General features: G+C 72.4%; 18 protein-coding genes. 7 read left to right on the top strand and 11 right to left on the bottom strand.

The window, feature by feature from the left end; genetic code table 11:
- The first annotated feature begins 44 nt into the window (after positions 1-44).
- The gene (locus ACVW2K_RS06715) at positions 45-203 is read left to right on the top strand and encodes a hypothetical protein (RefSeq protein ID WP_457201998.1); all 159 of its coding nucleotides are present in this window, start codon (positions 45-47) and stop codon (positions 201-203) included.
- A gap of 7 nt (positions 204-210) precedes the next feature.
- Here ACVW2K_RS06715 and ACVW2K_RS06710 read toward each other — a convergent pair whose 3' ends face one another.
- On the bottom strand, positions 211-1,659 hold the full coding sequence (locus ACVW2K_RS06710) for an NCS2 family permease (RefSeq protein ID WP_457201997.1): 1,449 nt from the start codon (positions 1,657-1,659) through the stop codon (positions 211-213).
- A 35-nt stretch (positions 1,660-1,694) separates the two neighbouring features.
- Here ACVW2K_RS06710 and ACVW2K_RS06705 point away from each other — a divergent pair, with 35 nt between their 5' ends.
- Positions 1,695-1,988: a DUF2530 domain-containing protein gene (locus tag ACVW2K_RS06705; RefSeq protein ID WP_457201996.1), complete on the top strand. Its 294-nt coding sequence runs from the start codon at positions 1,695-1,697 to the stop codon at positions 1,986-1,988.
- A gap of 7 nt (positions 1,989-1,995) precedes the next feature.
- Here ACVW2K_RS06705 and ACVW2K_RS06700 read toward each other — a convergent pair whose 3' ends face one another.
- Positions 1,996-2,781 (bottom strand): DUF3027 domain-containing protein, encoded by a 786-nt coding sequence (locus ACVW2K_RS06700; protein WP_028636433.1) that lies wholly within the window; start codon positions 2,779-2,781, stop codon positions 1,996-1,998.
- 61 nt (positions 2,782-2,842) lie between these two features.
- Between ACVW2K_RS06700 and ACVW2K_RS06695 the strand changes: the two genes are divergently transcribed.
- Positions 2,843-4,195: an MFS transporter gene (locus ACVW2K_RS06695; protein ID WP_457201995.1), complete on the top strand. Its 1,353-nt coding sequence runs from the start codon at positions 2,843-2,845 to the stop codon at positions 4,193-4,195.
- Here ACVW2K_RS06695 and ACVW2K_RS06690 read toward each other — a convergent pair.
- Together ACVW2K_RS06690 and ACVW2K_RS06685 are read right to left on the bottom strand one after the other, a co-directional pair.
- Positions 4,192-4,587, bottom strand: coding sequence for a cold-shock protein (locus ACVW2K_RS06690; RefSeq protein WP_028636435.1), 396 nt, complete (start codon positions 4,585-4,587; stop codon positions 4,192-4,194). The two genes, ACVW2K_RS06695 and ACVW2K_RS06690, sit on opposite strands and share 4 nt — an antisense overlap.
- Before the next feature lie 49 nt (positions 4,588-4,636).
- Positions 4,637-6,052 carry an HAD hydrolase-like protein gene (locus tag ACVW2K_RS06685; RefSeq protein ID WP_457201994.1) on the bottom strand — a complete coding sequence of 472 codons (1,416 nt, stop codon included), beginning with the start codon at positions 6,050-6,052 and terminating at the stop codon, positions 4,637-4,639.
- Between the two features lie 87 nt (positions 6,053-6,139).
- Here ACVW2K_RS06685 and ACVW2K_RS06680 point away from each other — a divergent pair, with 87 nt between their 5' ends.
- Entirely contained in the window at positions 6,140-8,203 is a 2,064-nt protein-coding gene (locus tag ACVW2K_RS06680) for a S8 family serine peptidase (protein WP_457201993.1), read from the top strand.
- Positions 8,204-8,303: 100 nt separating this feature from the next.
- On the opposite strand, the gene ACVW2K_RS06675 is transcribed toward ACVW2K_RS06680, so the two are convergent.
- The 7 genes from ACVW2K_RS06675 to ACVW2K_RS06645 all read right to left on the bottom strand — a co-directional run bounded on the left by ACVW2K_RS06675 (position 8,304) and on the right by ACVW2K_RS06645 (position 16,370).
- Positions 8,304-9,905 carry an AMP-binding protein gene (locus tag ACVW2K_RS06675; protein ID WP_457201992.1) on the bottom strand — a complete coding sequence of 534 codons (1,602 nt, stop codon included), beginning with the start codon at positions 9,903-9,905 and terminating at the stop codon, positions 8,304-8,306.
- A 10-nt stretch (positions 9,906-9,915) separates the two neighbouring features.
- Positions 9,916-10,470, bottom strand: coding sequence for a dihydrofolate reductase family protein (locus ACVW2K_RS06670; RefSeq protein ID WP_457201991.1), 555 nt, complete (start codon positions 10,468-10,470; stop codon positions 9,916-9,918).
- A 72-nt stretch (positions 10,471-10,542) separates the two neighbouring features.
- Positions 10,543-10,953 carry an SRPBCC family protein gene (locus ACVW2K_RS06665; protein ID WP_457201990.1) on the bottom strand — a complete coding sequence of 137 codons (411 nt, stop codon included), beginning with the start codon at positions 10,951-10,953 and terminating at the stop codon, positions 10,543-10,545.
- Between the two features lie 150 nt (positions 10,954-11,103).
- Complete coding sequence (locus ACVW2K_RS06660; RefSeq protein WP_457201989.1) at positions 11,104-13,476, bottom strand: immune inhibitor A domain-containing protein; 2,373 nt, start codon at positions 13,474-13,476, stop codon at positions 11,104-11,106.
- Between the two features lie 178 nt (positions 13,477-13,654).
- Positions 13,655-14,659, bottom strand: a complete 1,005-nt coding sequence (locus tag ACVW2K_RS06655) for an RDD family protein (protein WP_457201988.1) — start codon at positions 14,657-14,659, stop codon at positions 13,655-13,657.
- Positions 14,656-15,540: an FHA domain-containing protein gene (locus ACVW2K_RS06650; RefSeq protein WP_457201987.1), complete on the bottom strand. Its 885-nt coding sequence runs from the start codon at positions 15,538-15,540 to the stop codon at positions 14,656-14,658. The genes ACVW2K_RS06655 and ACVW2K_RS06650 overlap by 4 nt, the downstream gene beginning before the upstream one ends.
- Positions 15,537-16,370, bottom strand: coding sequence for a PP2C family protein-serine/threonine phosphatase (locus ACVW2K_RS06645; RefSeq protein WP_457201986.1), 834 nt, complete (start codon positions 16,368-16,370; stop codon positions 15,537-15,539). Before ACVW2K_RS06645 ends, ACVW2K_RS06650 begins: the two co-directional genes overlap by 4 nt.
- 30 nt (positions 16,371-16,400) lie before the next feature.
- On the opposite strand from ACVW2K_RS06645, the gene ACVW2K_RS06640 reads away from it, so the two are divergent.
- The 3 genes from ACVW2K_RS06640 to ACVW2K_RS06630 are packed head-to-tail and all read left to right on the top strand — an operon-like array spanning position 16,401 to position 20,831.
- A complete protein-coding gene (locus tag ACVW2K_RS06640) occupies positions 16,401-18,647 on the top strand; it encodes a helicase-associated domain-containing protein (protein ID WP_457201985.1) in 2,247 nt (748 codons plus the stop codon).
- A gap of 16 nt (positions 18,648-18,663) precedes the next feature.
- On the top strand, positions 18,664-19,191 hold the full coding sequence (locus tag ACVW2K_RS06635; RefSeq protein ID WP_028636443.1) for a CGNR zinc finger domain-containing protein: 528 nt from the start codon (positions 18,664-18,666) through the stop codon (positions 19,189-19,191).
- Positions 19,188-20,831, top strand: coding sequence for a DNA repair helicase XPB (locus ACVW2K_RS06630; RefSeq protein ID WP_457201984.1), 1,644 nt, complete (start codon positions 19,188-19,190; stop codon positions 20,829-20,831). The genes ACVW2K_RS06635 and ACVW2K_RS06630 overlap by 4 nt, the downstream gene beginning before the upstream one ends.
- Positions 20,832-20,869: the final 38 nt, after the last annotated feature.

Raw genomic sequence — 20,869 nt, 5'->3', positions numbered from 1 at the left:
GAGGTCACGGCTTCACCAGGGGATGTGGTCGAACCCGCCCTTCCATGACCTTCCCACCGTGGGAGGTGCAGGCTTCCCTGCTGACCCTGGTGAAGCTGCGACACCCGGGACCGGCCGGCGACACCAGCTGCGATCACTCCGCAACGCACGAGCCGGCGCACGCCACGGGTGGTGGCGTACGCCGGCTCGGCGGCGGTGGGTGAGCTGGGGTCAGGTGAGCCAGCTGGTGATCGGGTGGATGAAGAAGTAGAGGACGAACATGGCGGCGACGACCCACATCAGCGGGTGGATGCCGGCGGCCTTGCCGCGGACCAGCTTGATGAACACGTAGGCGATGAAGCCGGCGCCGATGCCGACCGTGATGGAGTACGTGAACGGCATCAGCACGATGGTGAGGAACGCCGGGATGGCGATCTCGAGGTCCTCCCAGTCGATGCCCCTCACCTGCTGCATCATCAGGAAGCCGACCAGGACCAGGGCGGGGACCGCGGCCTCGGAGGGGATGATCGCGACCAGCGGCGCCAGGAAGATCGCGAGCAGGAACAGGATGCCGGTCACGACCGAGGCGAGGCCGGTGCGCGCGCCCTCACCGACGCCCGACGCGGACTCGATGTAGGACGTGTTCGACGAGACGCCGGCGGCGCCACCGGCGGCCGCGGCGATCGAGTCGACGACCAGGATCCGCTGGGTGTTCGGGGGCGTGCCGTCGGGCTGGAGCAGGCCGGCCTCGGCGCCGATCGCGGTCATCGTGCCCATCGTGTCGAAGAAGTCGGCGAGCATCAGCGTGAACACGAACAGCAGCGCGGTGACCACGCCGGCGTTCTGGAACGAGCCGAGCAGGCTGAAGTGGCCCACGGTGCCGAAGTCCGGCGTGTCGAAGATCTTGTCCGGCCAGGCGGGAGTGGTGAGGCTCCACGCCTTCGGGTCGCCGATCGCCTCGACGATGATCGCGAGGATCGTGGTCGCGACGATCGAGATCAGGATCGCGCCCTTGACGTGGCGCACCCACAGCGCGATCACGAGCAGCAGGCCGACGGCGAAGACGAGCACCGGCCAGCCGGAGAGCTGCCCGGTCTCACCGAGCTGGACCGGGACCGTGGTCTGCGCGGCGTCCGGGATGCGGTGCACGAAGCCGGCGTCGACGAAGCCGATCAGTGCGATGAACAGGCCGATGCCGACCGAGATCGCCACCTTGAGCTGGGCGGGTACGGCGTGGAACACCGCCTCCCGGAACCCGGTCAGGACCAGGACCAGGATGACGAGGCCCTCGATCACGACCAGTCCCATCGCGTCCGCCCAGGTCATCTGGCTGGCGATCGCGAACGCCACGAACGCGTTCAGGCCCAGACCGGTGGCTAGCGCGAGGGGGTAGTTCGCGACCACGCCCATGAGGATCGTCATCAGACCCGCGACCAGCGCCGTACCGGCGGCGATCATCGCGAGGTTCGGGACCGTGCCGCCGCCCAGGAGGTTGCCGTCCTGGTCGGGCGCGTAGCCGAGGATGAGCGGATTCAGCACGATGATGTAGGCCATCGTGAAGAACGTGACCAGCCCGCCCCGGACCTCACGGCCGACGGTCGAGCCCCGCTCAGTGATCTTGAAGTAGCGATCGATGCCGCCGCCGGCGGCCAGGGTCTGGTTGCTCACGGGCCGCAGCATCCCAGAATCGGAGCCCGTCGACTAGCGTGGCGCGCGTGGAGTTCGACGAGGAGCAGCCGAGGACGCACGAGTTCGGCGACCGGACGTTCTTCGTGGCCGACGTCGAGCCCCTCGACGTCGACGGCGTCCGGACCGTCGAGGTCGGTACGGCGCTCTGGCTGATCGGCTTCCTCGCCCTGCTGCCGTTCTACGGCCGGCTCGAGGACTCCGGCAACGAGTGGTGGCTGTGGACCTGCCTGGCCGGCTTCGGCCTCGGCCTGTTCGGCCTGGAGTTCTGCCGCCGGCGGCGCAAGGCACGCACCGAGGTGCGCGACGCCGAGACCGCCTAGCAGAGGCCTAGAAGAGCTCGATCTCGTCGGTGCTGACGGTGTCGAAGACCGGCTCCGGGAGCGGCACCGGCTCGTGCTTCTTGGCGAGCCGCACCTCGCTGTGCGCACCGCAGCCGTGGTCGAAGGAGACGATCCGGCCATCGTCGTTCGCATCGCCGTTCGCGCAGACCCCGAACGTCTCCGCGAGCGGACCGGCGATCCGCATCAGGAAGCCGCAGGTCGTGCACGAGTCCGGGGCGGAGCGGGCCACCGGGGCCTCGGGGCCACCGTCACCGTCGTACCAGCGCTGGGCGGCGAGGTCGCGGCCCTCCGGTGACAGCGTCCGGACCCGGCCCAGGCCGAGGTCCTTGGCGACCGCCCGGACCTGCGCCTTGTCGTCGGCGTCGAGCGGGTCGTCGCCGAAGGAGTACGCCGGGACCAGGCGCGGGTCGTCGTCGTCGACCGGCAGCAGGTCGCCCGGGGAGAGGTCACCGGGCTTGATCCGCTCGCGGTAGGGCACCCACGCCGGAGCGACGATCGCCTCGTCGCCGGGGATCAGCACGACCTCGTCGACGGTCACCGCCTTCTGGCGGGGTGCGCGGGCCACGGTGACGGACCAGCGCCAGCCGATGTATCCCGGCCGCTCACAGGCGAACAGGTGGGTCACCACTCGCTCGTCCTCGACCAGGTGGCCGAGGTGCTCACCGACGTCCTCGGCCGGGACGTTCTCGAGGAGCGCGGCGCGGGCGGCGTCGACCGCCGCCACCGTGGCGGAGTCGGGCTTGGCGCGCGCGATCGTGGTCACAGACGAAATCATGACCCATGGGGGATGGCGATGTCAGGTCGGGTGGCCACCGACCGGGCAGGATGGACTCATGACGGACCTGCCGGACCCCACGGCGCCCGCCGGCTCGAAGGTCGCGCGGGGTCTCGGCGCCACGGCCCGGGCGACCCGTCGGGCGGGCCGCTTCACCATGCGTACGGCGAAGCGCGCGGCCGACGCGCAGGGCGCCGGCGAGTCCGGCCTGTCGCGGCTGATCCAGATGCACTTCTTCAACACCGCCGGCGACGCAGCCGTCGCGATCGCGCTGGCCGGGACACTCTTCTTCACGGTGCCCTCGGGCGAGGCGCGCGGCCAGGTGGCGCTGTTCCTGGGCCTGACGATGCTGCCGTTCGCCATCGTGGCGCCGCTGATCGGGCCGTTCCTCGACCGGTTCGCGCACGGCCGCCGCTGGGCGATCGGCGCGACCATGGCGATCCGCTGCTTCCTGTGCTGGGTGCTCGCCGGCGCCGTGCACACCGACTCCAGATGGCTGTTCCCCGCGGCGCTCGGGGTCCTCGTCGCGTCCAAGGCGTACGGCGTGACCCGCGCGGCCGCCGTACCCCGCCTGCTGCCGCGGGACTTCACCCTGGTCAAGGCGAACGGCCGGGTGTCGATGTCCGGCATCGTCGCCGTCGCGATCTCCGCGCCGATCGCCGGGCTGGCGTCGCTGGCCGGGCCGGAATGGGTCCTCCGCTACGCCTTCCTGCTGTTCCTGGTCGCCACCGTCACCGCCATCCGGCTGCCGAGCCGCGTCGACTCGAGCGCGGGCGAGGGCGACCTGGTGCTGCGCGGCGACGCCGGCAGCGCCCGGACCGGCAGCATGCGGATCCCCCCGGCCGTGTCGTACGCGCTGCGCGCGAACTGCGGGCCGCGGTGGATGTCGGGATTCCTGATCATGTTCATGGCGTTCCAGCTGCGGGAGAACCCGATCGACGGCTGGAGCACCGAGGTCCTGACCGCGGTCGTGGTGGGCGGCGCCGCGACGGGCAACTTCCTCGGCGTCGTCGCGGCGTCCGTGCTCAAGCAGATCAACCCGGCGGTCACGGTCTCGGCCGTCCTCGTGGCCGACCTCGCCGTCGTCGTCTTCGGCTTCCTCCTGTACGGCGTGCTCGCGCTGCTGCTGCTCGGCCTGGTGGCCGGGCTGGGCCAGGCGCTCGCCAAGTTCTCCCTGGACGCGACGATCCAGCGCGACGTGCCGCACCGCGTCCAGGCCAGTGCGTTCGCCCGGAGCGACACCACGCTGCAGCTGGCGTGGGTCATCGGCGGGTTCGTCGGCATCGCGATGCCGATCGACCCGCCCCGGCTCGGCCTCGGCGTCGCGGTCGCCGTGCTCGCGGCGTGGGTCCTGTTCGTCCTGACCCGCCACTCGCCGCGGCTCCGCCGCGAGATGGCCACCGGGAACTAGAGCTCGAGCTCGTCGGCGAGCGCGCGGAGCAGCTTGGCGGTCGGCTTCGCCGTCTTGGGGTCCGGGTACCGGCCGTGGCGGTACGCCTCGCCGGCGCCGTCGAGCAGCCGGATCAGGTCCTCGACGATGGTCGCCATCTCGTCGGGCTTCTTGCGCTTGGCGTCCCGCTGGTTGCGGCTCACCGAGGCGGGCCGGTCGAGGACCCGCACCTGGAGCGCCTGCTCGCCGCGCCGGCCCTGGGCGATGCCGAACTCGACGCGGGTGCCGGGCTTGAGGGTGTCGATGCCGTCGGGCAACGCGTCGGCGTGGACGTAGACGTCCGGGCCGTCCTCCTGCGACAGGAAGCCGAACCCCTTGTCGGTGTCGAACCACTTCACCTTGCCAGTGGGCACGGGTCTGTCCTCTTCCTGCGTACGGGGGATGCTGCTGCAGCGACCGAGTCTAGAGGCGTTCGTTCATCGATCCCGAACGGAATCCGCGGGGATCGACGCCGGCCTCGTCGAAGCCGGCGGCGCGCACGCCCGCGAGCAGCCGCTCCTCGACGTCGGGGGCGAGCGGGAGCAGCCCGGCGTCGATCTCGACCGACGCCCGGGCGCCGAGGTCGCGGACCCTCAGGTCGACCGGCCCGGCACCCAGTGCGGACCGTACGGCGGCCTCGGCGCGCTCCACCCGGCCGAGGCGGTACGGCGTCACCTCGACGCCGTACGCGACCCGGGACGACAGGCACGCGGCCGCGGGCTTGTCCCAGGTCGGCAGGTCCCAGCGCCGGGACGCCTCCCGGACCTGGGCCTTGGTCAGCCCGGCGTCGCGCAGCGGAGCGATCGCGCCCCGCTCGGCGGCGGCCCGGATGCCCGGCCGGAACCCGGCCACGGCGTCGTCGGCGTTCGTCCCCGTGGCGACGTGGGCGAGCCCGCGGTCGGCGGCGATCGGCCCCAGCACCTCGATCAGCTCGGCCTTGCAGAAGTAGCAGCGGTCCGCACCGTTGGCGCGGTAGCCCTCGCGCTCCATCTCGTGGGTCTGCGGGGTGAGCACCTCGACACCGAGCGAGGTCGCGAACCCCCGCGCCGGGTCGCGCTCCACCTGCGGCAGCGAGTGGGAGTAGCCGGTCGCGGCGACGACGTGCTCCGGCCCGAGCGCCCGGACCGCGGCCGCGAGCAGGAAGGCGCTGTCCGCGCCGCCGCTGTAGGCGACCAGCACGGAGCCACGCTCCCGCAGGTCGGCCTCGAGGGCGTCGAGCCGCAGCTGCAGGAGGTGGTCCTCGAGCCAGGCCGGGAACGCGCCGAGGTCGTCGAGCACGACGTGCGTGCCGGCCGCCAGCAGCTCCTCACGGGTGCAGCCGCCGGTGAGCACGGAGACGCTCAGCGCCCCGGCGGCCAGCGCCCCCTCGACGTCGTGGACGTGGTCGCCCACGTAGATCGTGGCTCCCTCGCGGCGCAGCACGTCGGCCTTGCCGACACCCCACACCCAGCCCTCGAGATGGTCAACGTCGAGGGCGAGGTGGTCGAGGTGGAGCCGGGCGTTGGCCGGGTACTTCCCGGTCACGACCAGCACCCGGCCCGCGTGCCGGCGTACCGCCTCGATGGCCTCGTGCGCGCCCGGAAGCACGGGCGTGCCGGTGATCGCGTGGTCGGGGTAGAGCGCGCGGAACCGGTCGCCCGCCGCCGCGATCGCGTCGGGCGCGAGATACGGCTCGAGCAGGAGGTCGAGGGGCGGGCCGAGCTTCGCGGTCATCTCGGCGACCGGGAACTCCACCCCCAGCTCGGCGCCGAGGGCGTGCAACACCTCCGCGAACCCCGGTGCGGTGTCGATCAGCGTCATGTCGAGGTCGAAACCGACGACGAGGGGCGCTGACTGCATGTCCCCAGCGTAGGGAACGAGGTGTGGAGTTCCGAAACGCCTGTCACAATGAGTGGCTCACGTGACAGCAGTGTTCGAGGGGGAACCGTGCGAGCGAGGGCCGCGACCGGTGCAGCTGCGCTGGCGGTCGCCCTCGGCGTCCTGGTCCCGGCGCACCCGGCCACCGCCGCGCGCGGCGCGGAGCTCTACCTGGTCACGCTCGAGGGACCCGGCGCCAGCGGGCTGCTGGGCAGCCTCTCGCTGAGCGCCGAGCAGGACCGGGTGCTCACCGCCGTCGGCGCTCCCGAGCCGGTCTACCGGTGGACCACCGCGCTCAACGGCGTCGCCGTACGCCTCACCGCCGGGCAGGCCGCTGACCTCCGGCGGAACGCCGAGGTGGCGCTCGTGGAGAAGGACGAGGTGCGCCCGCTCGCCGGGCGGACCGGCCGGGCCGGGCTCGTGCCGGGGCTGCCGTCGCGCGACCGGGGCGGCGCGCGCGCGGTGATCGGCGTCGTCGACACCGGGATCGCGCCGGAGAGCCCGGTGTTCTCGACCGTGTCCGGCCTCGGGCGGGCACCGCGCGACTTCCACGGTGCCTGCCAGCCCGGCGACGGGTGGGCGACCGACACCTGCACCCGCAAGCTGGTCGGCGCCCGCTGGTTCGTCGACGGCTTCGGCGCCGACCGGGTGCGCTCGTCGGAGTCGCTGTCCGCGCGCGACGACGACGGCCACGGCACCCAGGTCGCCTCCATCGCCGCCGGCGACTCCGACGTGCCCGCGCGGGTCGCGGACCAGCACCTCGGCACGTACGCCGGGGTGGCGCCGCAGGCCCGCCTCGCGATCTACAAGGCCTGCTGGACCGCCCCCGACCCGCGTGACGACGGCTGCTCCACCGCCGACCTGGTGAGCGCGATCGACGCGGCCACCCGGGACGGAGTCGACGTGCTGAACCTCTCGGTGGGCGGGCCGGCCGGCTTCGACACCGTCGAGCGCGCGCTGCTCGGCGCGGCCGAGCACGACGTCGTGGTCGTCGGTGCGGCCGGGAACTCCCCCGACCGGATCGCCGCCCACGGGTCGCCGTGGGTGACGACGGCCGGCGCGACCACCGGGCCGGTGCGCGAGGGCCGCGTGGTGCTGTCCGACGGGAGGTCGTTCACCGGCGCGATGGCCTCCGCGGACCGGGTCTCCGGCAGGCTGGTGATCGGCGCCGACGCCGCCGCCGCGGACTCGACGAGGAGTGCGGCCCGGGTCTGCACCCCCGGCAGCCTGGACGCCTCGGAGGTCGCGGGCCGGGTGGTCCTGTGCGACCGCGGCGCGATCGGCCGGGTCGACAAGTCTGCCGCGGTCGCGCAGGCGGACGGCGCCGGCATGGTGCTCGCCAACCGCGGCCCGGGATCCGAGGTCGCCGACTTCCACACCGTCCCGACGGTCCACGTCGACGCAGTCGCCGGCCGTGCCCTGCGCCGGTACGACGGAGCTGTGCGGCTGGTCCCGCTCGGCGCGGAGCGGACCCCTCCGCACGTCGCCCGCTGGTCGAGCACCGGCGACCCGTCCGGACCGGTCCTCAAGCCCGACCTGGTCGCGAACGGCACCGGGGTCCTCGGCGCGGTGCCCGGCGATGACGCGTGGGACCTGGCGTCTGGGACCTCGGTCGCCTCCGCCGTCACCAGCGGAGCGGCCGCCCTGCTGGTCGCCCGGCATCCCGACTGGGCGGCCGCGACGGTCCGGTCGGCCCTGGTGACCACCGCCCGCCGGGTCCCGGGCACCGCCGTGCTGAGTGCCGGTGGAGGCAGGGTGGTCGCCGACCCCGCGCTCCGCCCCGGCCTGGCGTACCAGGTCGCGCCCGGCGACTACCGCGCCTGGCTGACCGGCACGCTGGCCGGAGACCTGAACACCCCGTCGATCCTGCTCACCGGGAGCGCGGACACCGCCGTTCGCACGATCACGAACGTGACCGGCCGGCGGCTCTACTTCTCGTCGCGGGCGACCGGGTTCGTCCACCACCGGGTGCGCGTCACCCCGGCGGCGGTCCGGCTCGGCCCGGGCGAGAGCGCGACGTTCACCGTCACGGTCGGCCGCACCTCCGTGCCGCAGCCGGACGACGACGGCTGGATCACCTGGCGCGGCGCGACCGGGACTGTGACCCGGATCCCCGTCGTAATCTCGCGCTGACCAGCAGCACCCCCCGAAGCGGCCGTCGAGTGACGCGAACTGGCTGGAATCCGGGCCGGATCACGACCAGTTCCCGTCACTCGACGGGAGATGACCGGCCTCAGGACAGGCCGAGGGCCCGCGCGGACTCCTCGCGCATCTGGACCTTGCGGATCTTGCCGGTCACGGTCATCGGGAACTCGTCGACGACCATCACGTAGCGCGGGATCTTGTAGTGCGCGAGCCGGCCGTCGACGAAGGCGCGGACGGCGTCCGCGTCGAGCGGCTGAGCACCGTCGCGCAGCTTGATCCAGGCGCAGAGCTCCTCGCCGTACTTCTCGTCCGGTACGCCGACGACCTGGACGTCCTCGACGTCGGGGTGCTGGTAGAGGAACTCCTCGATCTCGCGGGGGTAGATGTTCTCCCCACCGCGGATCACCATGTCCTTGATCCGGCCCACGATGGTGCAGTAGCCGTCCTCGCGCATCTCGGCGAGGTCGCCGGTGTGCATCCAGCCGTCGGCGTCGATCGCCTCGGCGGTCTTCTCGGGGTCGTCCCAGTAGCCGAGCATCACCGAGTAGCCGCGGGTGCACAGCTCACCCGTCTCCCCGCGCTCCACCGTCGCCCCGGACACCGGGTCGACGATCTTCACCTCGACGTGCGGGTGGACCCGGCCGATCGTGGCGGTACGACGCTCCAGGTCGTCGTCGGAGCGGGTCTGGCAGGAGACCGGCGACGTCTCGGTCATGCCGTACGCGATCGAGACCTCCGCCATGTGCATGTCGTTGACGCAGCGCTTCATCACCTCGACCGGGCAGATCGAGCCGGCCATGATGCCGGTGCGCAGCGACGACAGGTCGTGCTCGGCGAACGTCGGATGGTTCTGCATCGCGATGAACATCGTCGGCACGCCGTACACGCCGGTGCAGCGCTCCTCGGCGATCGTGCGCAGGGTGATCTCGGGGTCGAAGCCCGGCGCGGGGATCACCATGGTGGCGCCGTGGCTGGTGCAGCCGAGGTTGCCCATCACCATCCCGAAGCAGTGGTAGAACGGCACCGGGATGCACAGGCGGTCCTGCTCGGTGAAGCCGATCAGCTCGGTGGTGAAGTAGCCGTTGTTGAGGATGTTGCGGTGGCTGAGCGTGGCGCCCTTGGGGTAGCCGGTCGTGCCGGACGTGTACTGGATGTTGATCGGGTCGTCCGGCGACAGGGTCCAGGTCACCACGTCGGCGAGCGATCCCCGCGCCGAGGCCAGGGCGTCCCACTCCGGCGAGCCGAGGTAGACGACCTGCTCGACCGGGGTCTGGTCGACGACCTCGGTGACCATCGCGCGGTAGTCGCTGGTCTTGAACGAGGGCGCCGAGACGAGCAGCTTCGTGCCCGACTGGTTCAGCGCGTACGACAGCTCGTGGGTCCGGTACGCCGGGTTGAGGTTGACCAGGATCGCGCCGATCCTGGCGGTCGCGTACTGGGTCAGGGTCCACTCGGCGCAGTTGGGCGACCAGATGCCGACCCGGTCGCCCTTGCCGATCCCGGCGCGGACGATCCCGACGGCGAGTGCGTCGACATCGCGGTCCAGCTCCGCCCAGGTCCACCGCCGGCCGGACGCCACGTCGACGAGGGCCTCGCGCTCGCCGTACGCCGCGACCGTGCGCTCGAGGTTCGCGCCGATCGTCTCCTCGAGGAGCGGCGGCTGGGTCTCTCCGGCGGCGTAGGACTCCATGGAGGCGAAACTACGCCTGCCTCCTGAAGACCTGGTACTGCACGCCGTTGGAGAACGCGATGCTCTCGGCAAGGGTCAGCTTCACCTTGTCCTCGGCGTCGTCCGGGAACAGCCGGCGGCCGCTGCCGAGGATGACCGGGAAGACCGTGAGCCGCAGCTCGTCGACCAGCCCGGCCACCAGCAGGCTCTGCGTGAGGGCGATGCTGCCGGTCACGTTGATCGGCCCGCCGTCGCCCTCCTTGAGCGCCGCGACGTCGTCGAACGAGATGACCGTGGAGTTGTTCCACGCGGGGTCGGTGACGGTCGAGGACACGACGTACTTGGGCATCGCGTTGAACTTCGCGAAGTAGTCCATCGTGGGCCAGACGGCCGCGAACGCCTCGTAGGAGCGGGCGCCCAGCAGGAGGGCCGCTGCCTCCTCCTGCTCGCGGGCCTTGGCCTCGTAGACGGCCGGGTCGGGCTCGACGTCGAGCGTCCAGCCGGTGTGCCGGTAGCCGGGCTCCCCGCCGGGCGCCTCGGCGACGCCGTCGAGGGAGACGAAGTGGGTGGTGACCAGGGTGCGCATCGGAGTTCCTCCCGTGGGTGTGGATCTGTCAGCAACTCCACGAACGGGCGTGCCCCGGTACGACAGGTCGGGTCAGGACTTGTGCTCGGCCATCCGGACCAGGGCCTCGAGCGCCTTCGGGGTGTCACCCGTGACGATCGGCCCGACGTCGGCGGCACCGGGCCCGGAGAGGTGCGTGCGCACGGTGACCTCCGAGCCCGTGTCGGTGGCCTTGACCTCGTGGTCGATGTGGATGACCAGGTCACCCATCGTGACCCGGTCCAGGAACCGGCTGTTCGGCTCGACGATCTCGAGGACGAACGGCGCCTCGAGGCCACCGACGAGGGTCATCGTCCCCGCGGCGCCCTCGGCGAAGTGGCCCTCCATGCAGACCTGCTGCACGGACGGGTCCCAACAGTGCCAGCTGCCGACGTCCGACCACAGGTGCCAGACGTCCTTCGGAGATGCGCTCGTCGTGACGGTGCCCTCGTACTCGAAGCTCATAGAGGCACGCTACGCATCCACCTCCGTCGCGGGAAGGCCGCGGGAACCACCGGGTCGAGATAGTTCTGGACGCCATGGTCGGCCGCACACGAAGCGATGGGCCCCGCCGATCCCTTGGGGATCGACGGGGCCCATCACGTCATCCGCGTGTCAGCTGGCCTTCGGGGTGTGGACCCGAACGATCATCACGCCGTTCCTCTTGACCTTGAGCACCGTGATCGTGGTCCCGGTCTTCGGCGGGTTCACGCCGATCCAGCCCGGCTTGTACGAGCCGGGGTGGTCGGCCGCACCGTGCTTGTCGCGCGAGTGCCACCAGGTCTGGGTGTCGTCGAACTTCGACACGGCCTTGCGGGCGGGGAGGTTGACCTTCTCGCCGTTCAGCCAGACCGTCTGGGCGTCGGTCTTCCTGACCCCGAACGTGGAGTCCAGCGTCTGGACCTTCGTCCGGAGCAGCTGGTCGCCCAGGTGCACCAGACCCGGGTGGGCGTCGACCGGGAGGATCTGGCCCTCGCCGGGGTGGTCACCCACGTTGTTGTCGCTGTACTCGGTGTTCCAGTACGAGATCAGCGCGCCCGGCTGGAACTTCAAGAAGTCCACCCAGTTCGACATCTTCAGGCTGTGCACGTTGCGGAAGTTGTAGACGTGCGACAGCAGGTTGTCGTTGCCGACGTACTGGCGGTTGTCGACGATGTAGGCGTTCATGAACGACTGCATCTCGTGACCGGTGGTGGTACGGAAGCCGTCGAGCGTCCAGCCCTCGTCGGTCTCGGCGGTGCCCAGGGTGGTGCCGTCGAGCGCCACGTTGTCGACCCGCAGGCCGGTGCCGGCGACAGCCGGGTCCGTGACGTAGTGGAACCGGACGCCGGTCGCGTCGGCCGGGATGTCGGCGGTCAGGTCGACCCACTCGCCGTCGGTGGTGCCCGATGTGCCGTTGTTGTCAGCGTCGTCACTGAGGTTCGTCGGGACCGGCGCCCAGTCCGAGCTGGCGGTCTTCGACTCGACGTACCAGTAGTCGTAGTCCTTCTCGGTGTCGTAGCTGACCTCGGCGGTCAGCTGGCCACCAGCGGCGACGTCGTGGGCCATCGAGGTGCTGATCTCGTTGCCCTTGTCGCTGTAGAAGTACTTCGTCCCGCCGTCGGCGGCCGGGTCGCCCAGGTCCAGCGGGACCTGGCGGTTCGGCAGCATGACGAGCGCGGCCTTCTTGCCGGCGCTGTCGGACGAGTTCGGGTTGATCCGGAACGTCTCGTTCTTGCCGAGGCCGACCTTGCGGTAGTTCAGCCAGCCGAGCTGCAGCTTCTCCCAGGCGCCGAAGGACTGCGGCCGGTCGCCGATGCCCTGGTCGCGCTTGGCGGTGCCGCGGGACTGCGACATCAGCGACCAGTGCTCGACGGTGTTCGAGGCGCCACCGGTGTTGCCGGAGGTGTCGTACAGGTCCGGCAGGCCGAGGTCGTGGCCGAACTCGTGCGCGAAGACGCTCAGGCCGCCGTTCTCGGGCTGGATGGTGTAGTTGCCGACCCACACGCCGGTCGGGTTGTTCGGGATGTCGACCTTCGCGCCGTTCGGGTCGGACAGACCGCCCTCACCGACGTTGACGCCACCGAACTTGCCGCCGTCCGTCGGGCCGGTGCCGTACGGCTCGATCTGCGCGAAGGACTTGTGGCTCCAGATGGCGTCGTTGCCGTACAGCGGGTCGCCGTCGGCCTCGTCGCCGCCCGCGTGGACGATCTGGAAGTGGTCGATGTAGCCGTCGGGCTCGTTGAAGTTGCCGTCCCCGTCGTAGTCGTACCGGTCCTGCTGGTCGAACGACTTGAGGTAGGCGGTGATCTCGTCCATGGTCTTGCCGGCCCGGAGCTGGTCGTCGACCCAGATGGCGAGGGCGTCGCGGATGAGGAAGTACGTGCTGCTGCACACGATGTCGCCGCAGTAGTCGCGTCCGTAGCGGGCCTCGTTGAACGGGACCTTCACCCAGTCGGTGACCGTGCCGTCGATCGAGTAGTGGCCCGAGGACTGCTGCTGGTAGAACTCCTTCATCCGGTTGAAGTAGAGGTTCTGGTAGTGCGACTGGTCGTAGTCGGGCTGCCAGTTGGTGGAGTTGTCCACCTTGCGGTCCGGCTTCGGGATCTGGTTGTGCAGCGGGCCGTCGACGCGCTGGGCGTCGTCCGACTGGCCGGGGTACGCCGAGTGCTGGGTGTTCCCGAACTCGGCGAGCACGACGAAGATCTTGTCGGTCTGCTCGGGGGTGCCGACGCGGCCGTACTTGCCCTTGCCGAGCTTGACCGAGTCACCGGTGCCGCCGGTGCGGATCTGCTTCTCGAGCGCGGCCCGGTTGCGCTCGTCGTACTTCTTCTCCCACGGCTGGTCGAAGACGTCCGAGACGACCTTGCCGAGGGCGGGTGCCCCCGGGTCGGCGTACCGGTCCGTGTCGGACGGCGCCGCGCCGGCCTGCGGGGTGGTGAGCGACAGCGCTGTTGCCGCCGCGATGAGGGTTGCGGTCGCCGTGGCGGCGACGCGGGTCCTTCGCAAGAGATGCCTCCTGAGGTGTCGGGGCGTGGTCCGCCCGGGATTCCTGGCAGAGTCCGACACCGGATCGCAGTGCCGAGTCACTGGTCAGGGGGGAGCAGTTGACACGGCCGGACGCGCCGAGCGGAAGAGCCGGGCCCGTTCGTTATCGGACCGTGACCAAAACCGGGAGATGTCCCGCTCAGGGCTCCCGCGCGACCGACATGATCCGGTCACCGAACCGGACGTGGTCGCCGTCGAGCAGCGTCGTCGGCCGCCCGGCGGTGAGATCGCGCGCGACGCCCTGGCGCAGCAGCACCGATCCGTTCGTGGATCCGCGGTCCAGCACCACCAGCACGCCGTCCGCAAGGACCTGCAGCTGCGCGTGGGTCTTCGAGAGCGACATGTCCTCCGAGCGCAGCGCGACCAGGTGCCCGGGCGTCTCCCCGGACCGCGGCTCGGGCTTGCGGCCGACCAGGGTCAGGCCCTCGACGACGAACGACTCGCCCGAGTCGAAGCTCACCCGCCACCGCGCGACCGGTCCCGGAGCGTCGGGCACCAGCGGGTAGCCCAGCTGCTGCTTCGGCGGGACCGCCTCCCGCACGGCGGCGCGGTGCTGCGGGGGGGCCGCAGGGGCCGGCCCGGGTGGAGTCACCGGCGGAGCCGGCGGAGGAGTCGCCGGTGGGGGCACCAGTCGCATCGCGGTGAGGTTCACGACGTGCCGAGGCCCCACCTCGACCTCCTCCGGCTCCTCGGGCGCCGGGCGTACGTCGAGCACCTCCGAGCCGCACACCCGATCGTGCCAGCCGTGCCGGCGCCCGCTCGGGTCCATCGCCGCGGTCCAGGCGAGGGTCGCGGTCCCGAGGCCGAAGCTCGGCAGCGTGGCGAGCCCCAGGACCAGCTGGCGCAGCAGCGCGGGACCGGCGCCGATCGGGGCGCCGGTGCCGACGCCGAGGACCCGGATGCCGACCACGGCGTTGCCCGGGGAGCTGCCGGTGACACCGAGCACGACGGCGAACCCGGCGTACACCACCAGCACGACGGCCGCGACGGTGGCGACGCCCGCGACGACCCGGCCGTCGTCGACGAGGTAGCGCCACGCGAGGTACGCCGCGACCGCATCGATCGTCCACGCGACCAGCCGGTCGACCGCGAACGCGTAGAACCGGCGGTCCAGGTCGGCCGGTTCGTCGGGCCGGGGGCTCACGGGTTGACGACCTGGATACTCACTCCGTCCCCGAGGTCGAGCACGGCGCCGGGGATCAGCTGGACGGCGACCCCGGCCTTGAGGTCCTCGGGCGGCAGCCCCGGCTGGACGAGGAGGGTGCCGTTCGTGGAGCCGAGGTCGGTGACGACGGCGGAGCCGTGGTCGGCACCCGACCCGGGACGGATCTCGAGGTGGGTCGCGGAGATCTCCTGGTGCGGGCTGTCCACGCGGACCTGGCGCGACTCGTCGCCGGCGCCGGCGCGGGTCTCCGGCGCCCGACCGACCAGGACGACGCGGTCGACGTCGACGGCGTGGCCGCCGGGGAACAACAGCCGGGCGACCGGCCGGGCCGTGACGGCGGGGGCCGGGGGCTGGCCGGGGATGCCGGGCAGCGCCCGCTCGGGGGTCGGGGTGCCACCCTGGGTGAGGCCGTCGTGGTCGACGTCGCTGCGGGCGTCCTCGTCCTGCCACTCGGCGGACGCGATCCGCACCAGGCCACCGGACAGCACCAGGTCCTCGGCGCCGTGCTCACCGGACACCTCGAGGTGGATCCGGTTGACACCGGCGATGGTGCGCTCCACCCAGGTCGTCGCGGAGTCGCCGTCGACGTGCACGACCTCGTCGCCGGCCGCGAAGTGCGCGTACGCAGCGCCCCGGAGCACCACCCGGGTCTCGGCGCCGTCGCGGCTGACGAGCACGAAGCCCGGCAGGTCGCGCAGCCCGGCGGAGATCAGCGCGTCGAGGGTCTCGTCGAAGCCGGCACCGTCGTCGACGAGCTCCCAGACGCCCGCCACCCGTGCCTTCTCCGACGGCGGCAGCACGACGACGGCGTTCTCGCCGAAGATGCCGAACCAGTCGCCGCCGCGGTAGGACCAGCTCACGAGCCGCCCCCCAGCTTCTCCTCGAGGCTGGCGCGCTGGCGCTCGGCGTCGTAGGCCTCGTCGGCGCCATCGGCGGAGATGCCGACGACGTCGACGACGACGGCGGTGGCGTTGTCCTCGCCGCCGGCGACGACCGCGGCCGCGACCAGCCGGTCGGCGGCGTCCCGCGGGTCGGCCGCCTCCGCGAGGATGGTGGCGATCGTGTCGTCGTCGAGCATGCCGCTGACGCCGTCGCTGCAGAGGACGATGCGCTCCGCCTCGGCCAGGGGTACGACGAAGTAGTCGGCCTGCACGCCCACGTCGTCGCCGAGGGCCCGGGTGATGACGTTCCGGTCCGGGTGGGTCGCGACCTGCCCGGGGGTGATCTGCCCGGCCTCGACGAGCTCCTGGACCAGGCTGTGGTCGGTGCTGACCTGGTCGAGCCGGCCGTCGCCGAACCGGTACACGCGTGAGTCGCCGAGGTTCGCGAGCAGCCAGGCCGGGCCGCCGGCCTCCTCGACGAGGAGCGCCGCGACGACGGTGGTCCCCGCGCTGCGGCGCCGTTCGATGCCGTGGCGCTCCTGCTCGTCGGCGTACTCCAGGATCCGGCGCTGCGCCGCGTCGAGAGCGCCGGCCACGGCGTCCCGGCCGCGGGTCGGGTCGTAGCCGGCCTCGGCCATCCGGCCGAACTCCTCGACCGCGATCGCGCTGGCGACGTCACCGCCCGCGTGGCCACCCATGCCGTCCGCGACGACGTACACAGGCGGTACGGCGAGGTAGGCGTCCTCATTGACCTCGCGGACCCGCCCGACGTCGGTCGCGGCACCGTGGTGCAGCTCGACCTGCCTCATCCCGCGCACCCTGCCGGTAATTTGGGAGGGATGTCCACGGGATACCGCTCTCTCGCCGACCAGCTGCGCAGCTGGCCGGACGACCGGCTGTCCCGCCTGCTCATCGACCGTCCCGATCTCGCCACACCGGCCCCTCACGACTCAGGCCAGCTGGCGTCACGTGCGGCCACCCGGTCCTCGCTGCTGCGTGCGCTCGACCAGCTGACACACGCCGAGCTCAGTGTCCTAGATGCCCTCGTGGTCGCCGGCCAAACCACCGGACCCGGGCTCGCGGCGCTCGTCGACGCCGCCCCGGCCTCGGTGGAGGCCGCGGTGGACCGGTTGCTCGGGCTCGCGCTCGCGTGGGAGACACCGCAGGGTCTCCGGGCGCTGAGCGGGGTCGCCGACGCGCTGTCACTCAGCGGGCTGCGGCCGTTCTCCGCCGAGGCGCCGGCGCAGGAAGAGGTGCGCCGACGGCTCGGCGAGCTGTCGGAGCCGGCCCGGGCGCTGCTGGAGCACGTGCTGGCGTCGGGCGGCGAGGCGACGACCGGCACCTCGCGGCACACGGTGCTCCCCGAGGACGCGGAGACGCCCGCGGAGGAGCTGCTCGCGCGCCGGCTGCTGGTGCCCCGCGGAGGCGGCGTCGTGGTGCTGCCGGGCGAGGTCGGTGTGGCGCTGCGGGGTGGCCGGACCACCACCGAGCGCGTCGACGACGTGCCGGAGCCGGCCACCTCGGAGCGGGCGGAGTCGCTGGTCGACCGGGCCGGTGCGGGCGCGGCGTTCGAGGCGGTCCGCCGCGTCGAGCTGCTGCTCGACCACTGGGGGCTCCACCCGCCGGCCGCCCTGCGCAGCGGGGGCCTGGGCGTCCGCGACCTCAAGGCGACCGCTGCCGAGCTGCACGTCGACGAGCCGACCGCGGCGACGCTGATCGAGACGGCGTACGCCGCGGGGCTGCTCGCGACCGCCGCCGACCCGGACGGCAACCCGGTCTGGATCCCCACCGACCTGTACGACCAGTGGGTCCAGCGGCCGGTCGTGGAGCGCTGGGCGACGCTGGTCGCCGCGTGGCTGGAGAGCCCGCGGATGCCGGGACTGGTCGGCGGCCGCGACCCGGCCGGCAAGGTGTGGAACGCGCTCGCGCCCGAGCTGGCCGGGGTGCACCAGGTCGAGAGCCGGCGGATGGCGCTCGCGGAGCTGGCCGCGCTGCCGCCGGGGACCGTGCTGGCGGCCGGCACCGGCGTCCCGTCGCTGGTCAAGCGGGTCGCGTGGGTGCGCCCCCGCCGGCCGCGCACCCGCGCCGACCAGGTCGTGTGGTCGCTGGACGAGGCGGCGGTGCTGGGGCTGGTCTCGCTCAACGGGTTGACGTCGTACGGCCGCGCGTTCCTGGCCGGCGACCGCCCGGTCGCGGAGAAGTCGCTGGCCGCGCTGCTGCCCGAGCCGGTCGACCACGTGCTGCTCCAGGCGGACCTCACGGCGGTGGCCCCCGGGCCGCTGGAGTCGCAGCTGGCCCGCAAGCTGCAGCTGGTCGCCGACGTCGAGTCCCGCGGCGGGGCGACCGTCTACCGGTTCACGCCCGGGTCGGTGCGGCGCGCCCTCGACATGGGCTGGTCGGCCGCGGAGGTGCACGAGTTCGTCGCGTCGGTCTCCCGGACCCCGGTCCCCCAGCCGCTGTCGTACCTCGTCGACGACACCGCCCGGACCTTCGGCACCGTGCGGGTCGGCCACGCCGAGGCGTTCCTGCGCTCCGACGACGAGGCCGCGCTGACCGAGCTGCTGCACCACCCCCGTGCCGGGACCCTCGGGCTGCGACGGCTGGCGCCGACCGTCCTGGTCGCCTCGACGCCGCTGGACGTGCTGCTCCCCCGGCTCCGCGACCTCGGCGCCGCTCCCGTGGTCGAGGCCGCGGACGGCACCGTGCACGTCGCCCGGCCCGACGCCCTGCGCGCTCGGACACCGAGGGAGCACCGCGGCCGCGCCGTCCGCTCCGCGCGGGACGCCGCCCACGTCTCGCACGCCGTGACCGCGATCCGGGCCGGGGACCGCGCGGAGTCCGCCCGCCCCGAGGCGCCCGCGGCGTCGCTGTCGCCCAGCGGCTCCATGGCCGCGCTGCGCGAGGCGGTCGAGTCGCGGTCGACGGTGCTGATCGGGTACGTCGACAACCACGGCACCACCTCCGAGCGGCTCGTCGACCCGCTCCGCGTCGAGGGTGGCTCGCTGACCGCGCACGACCACCGCAGCGACGACGTGCGAACCTTTGCCGTGCACCGCATCACGACGGTGCGGCCGGTAGACGCCTGATCCGTACGATTGAACAGTGGACTTCCTCAAGTACGCCGAGGCCTCGGCCGCGCTGCTGAACGCCGACCTGTCGCAGGTCGACGGCCTGACGGCGTACCTCGAGGGCCGCGACCGGCTCCGCGAGCGGGCGACCGACCGCGACTGCATGCTGCTGCGGAAGTTCCAGCGCGAGCTGCGGCCGGTGTTCGAGGCCGGCCAGGCGGACCGCGTCTCCGAGGTCGTCGGCGGCCTCAACGAGCTGATGTCCCGGCACCCCATCACGCCGCGGATCTCCGACCACGAGCACGGCGACCTGCACCTGCACGTCGCGACCGACAACGCCACCGTCGCCGACCTGGTGGTCGGTGAGTCCCTGCTCGGCCTGGCCACGCTGGTGTGCGACCTCGGCCCCGACCGCCTCGGGGTCTGCTCGGCCGCGCCGTGCACCCACGTCTTCGTGGACACCTCGCCCAACCGGTCCCGCCGCTACTGCTCCGAGCGGTGCTCCTCCCGTGCCAACGTCGCCGCGTTCCGTGCGCGGCAGAAGGCGGGCGTCGTCTCGTGACCCACGACGGTCCCCTCATCGTCCAGTCCGACAAGACCCTGCTCCTCGAGGTCGACCACGAGCGCGCGGCCGAGTGCCGCAAGGCGATCGCGCCGTTCGCGGAGCTGGAGCGGTCACCCGAGCACGTGCACACCTACCGGCTGACGCCGCTCGGGCTCTGGAACGCGCGCGCCGCGGGGCACGACGCCGAGCAGGTCGTCGACACGCTGCTGGAGTACAGCCGGTACGCCGTACCGCACGCGCTGCTCGTCGACGTCGCGGAGACCATGGCGCGCTACGGGCGGCTGCGGCTCGAGAAGCACCCCACGCACGGCCTGGTGCTGGTGTCGAACGACCGGCCCGTGCTCGAGGAGGTGCTGCGCGCCAAGAAGGTCGCCGGGATGGTCGGGGCGCGGCTCGATGACGACACCGTGGTCGTGCACGCGTCCGAGCGCGGCAACCTCAAGCAGGCGCTGCTCAAGATCGGCTGGCCGGCCGAGGATTTCGCGGGGTACGTCGACGGCGAGGCCCACCCGATCGCGCTCGACGAGTCCGAGTGGCACCTGCGCACCTACCAGCGCGAGGCGGCGGAGTCCTTCTGGCACGGGGGATCCGGCGTCGTCGTGCTCCCGTGCGGCGCCGGCAAGACCCTGGTCGGCGCGGCCGCGATGGCGGAGGCGAGGGCGACGACCCTGATCCTCGTGACGAACACCGTGTCCGCGCGGCAGTGGAAGGACGAGCTGGTCCGGCGTACCTCCCTGACGGAGGACGAGATCGGCGAGTACTCCGGTGCCGTCAAGGAGGTGCGCCCGGTCACGATCGCGACGTACCAGGTGCTGACGACGAAGCGGAAGGGCGTCTACCCGCACCTCGAGCTCCTGGACGCCCGCGACTGGGGCCTGATCGTGTACGACGAGGTGCACCTGCTCCCGGCGCCGATCTTCCGGATGACCGCGAACCTCCAGGCCCGGCGGCGGCTCGGCCTGACCGCGACGCTGGTGCGCGAGGACGGCCGCGAGGGCGACGTGTTCTCGCTGATCGGCCCCAAGCGCTACGACGCGCCGTGGAAGGACATCGAGGCGCAGGGCTGGATCGCACCGGCGGACTGCGTCGAGGTGCGGGTGTCGCTGCCCTCGTCGGAGCGGCTGGTCTACGCGACCGCCGAGCCCGAGGAGCGCTACCGGCTGGCGTCCTGCACGCACCACAAGATCGACGTGGTGCGCCAGCTCGTCTCGTCGCACGCCGGCCAGCCGACGCTGGTGATCGGGCAGTACATCGAGCAGCTCGACGAGCTCGCCGCCTCGCTGGACGCGCCGGTGATCAAGGGCGAGACCCCGGTGCGCGAGCGCCAGCGGCTCTTCGACGCGTTCCGCTCCGGTGAGGTGGGGCTGCTCGTGGTCTCGAAGGTCGCGAACTTCTCGATCGACCTGCCCTCCGCCGAGGTCGCGATCCAGGTGTCCGGCTCGTTCGGCTCCCGGCAGGAGGAGGCCCAGCGCCTCGGCCGGCTGCTGCGGCCCAAGACCGAGGGCCGGTCCGCGCACTTCTACACGATCGTCTCCCGCGACACCGTCGACGCCGACTTCGCCCAGAACCGGCAGCGGTTCCTCGCCGAACAGGGGTACGCGTACCGGATCGTCGACGCCGAGGACCTGCCTGCCTGAGTCCGGCCCGGCCCCGGATACCTGCACCGTCGGAGCCC

This window comes from Nocardioides sp. HB32, from assembly GCF_054058995.1.
This window is presented reverse-complemented; position numbering and strand designations above follow the sequence as displayed.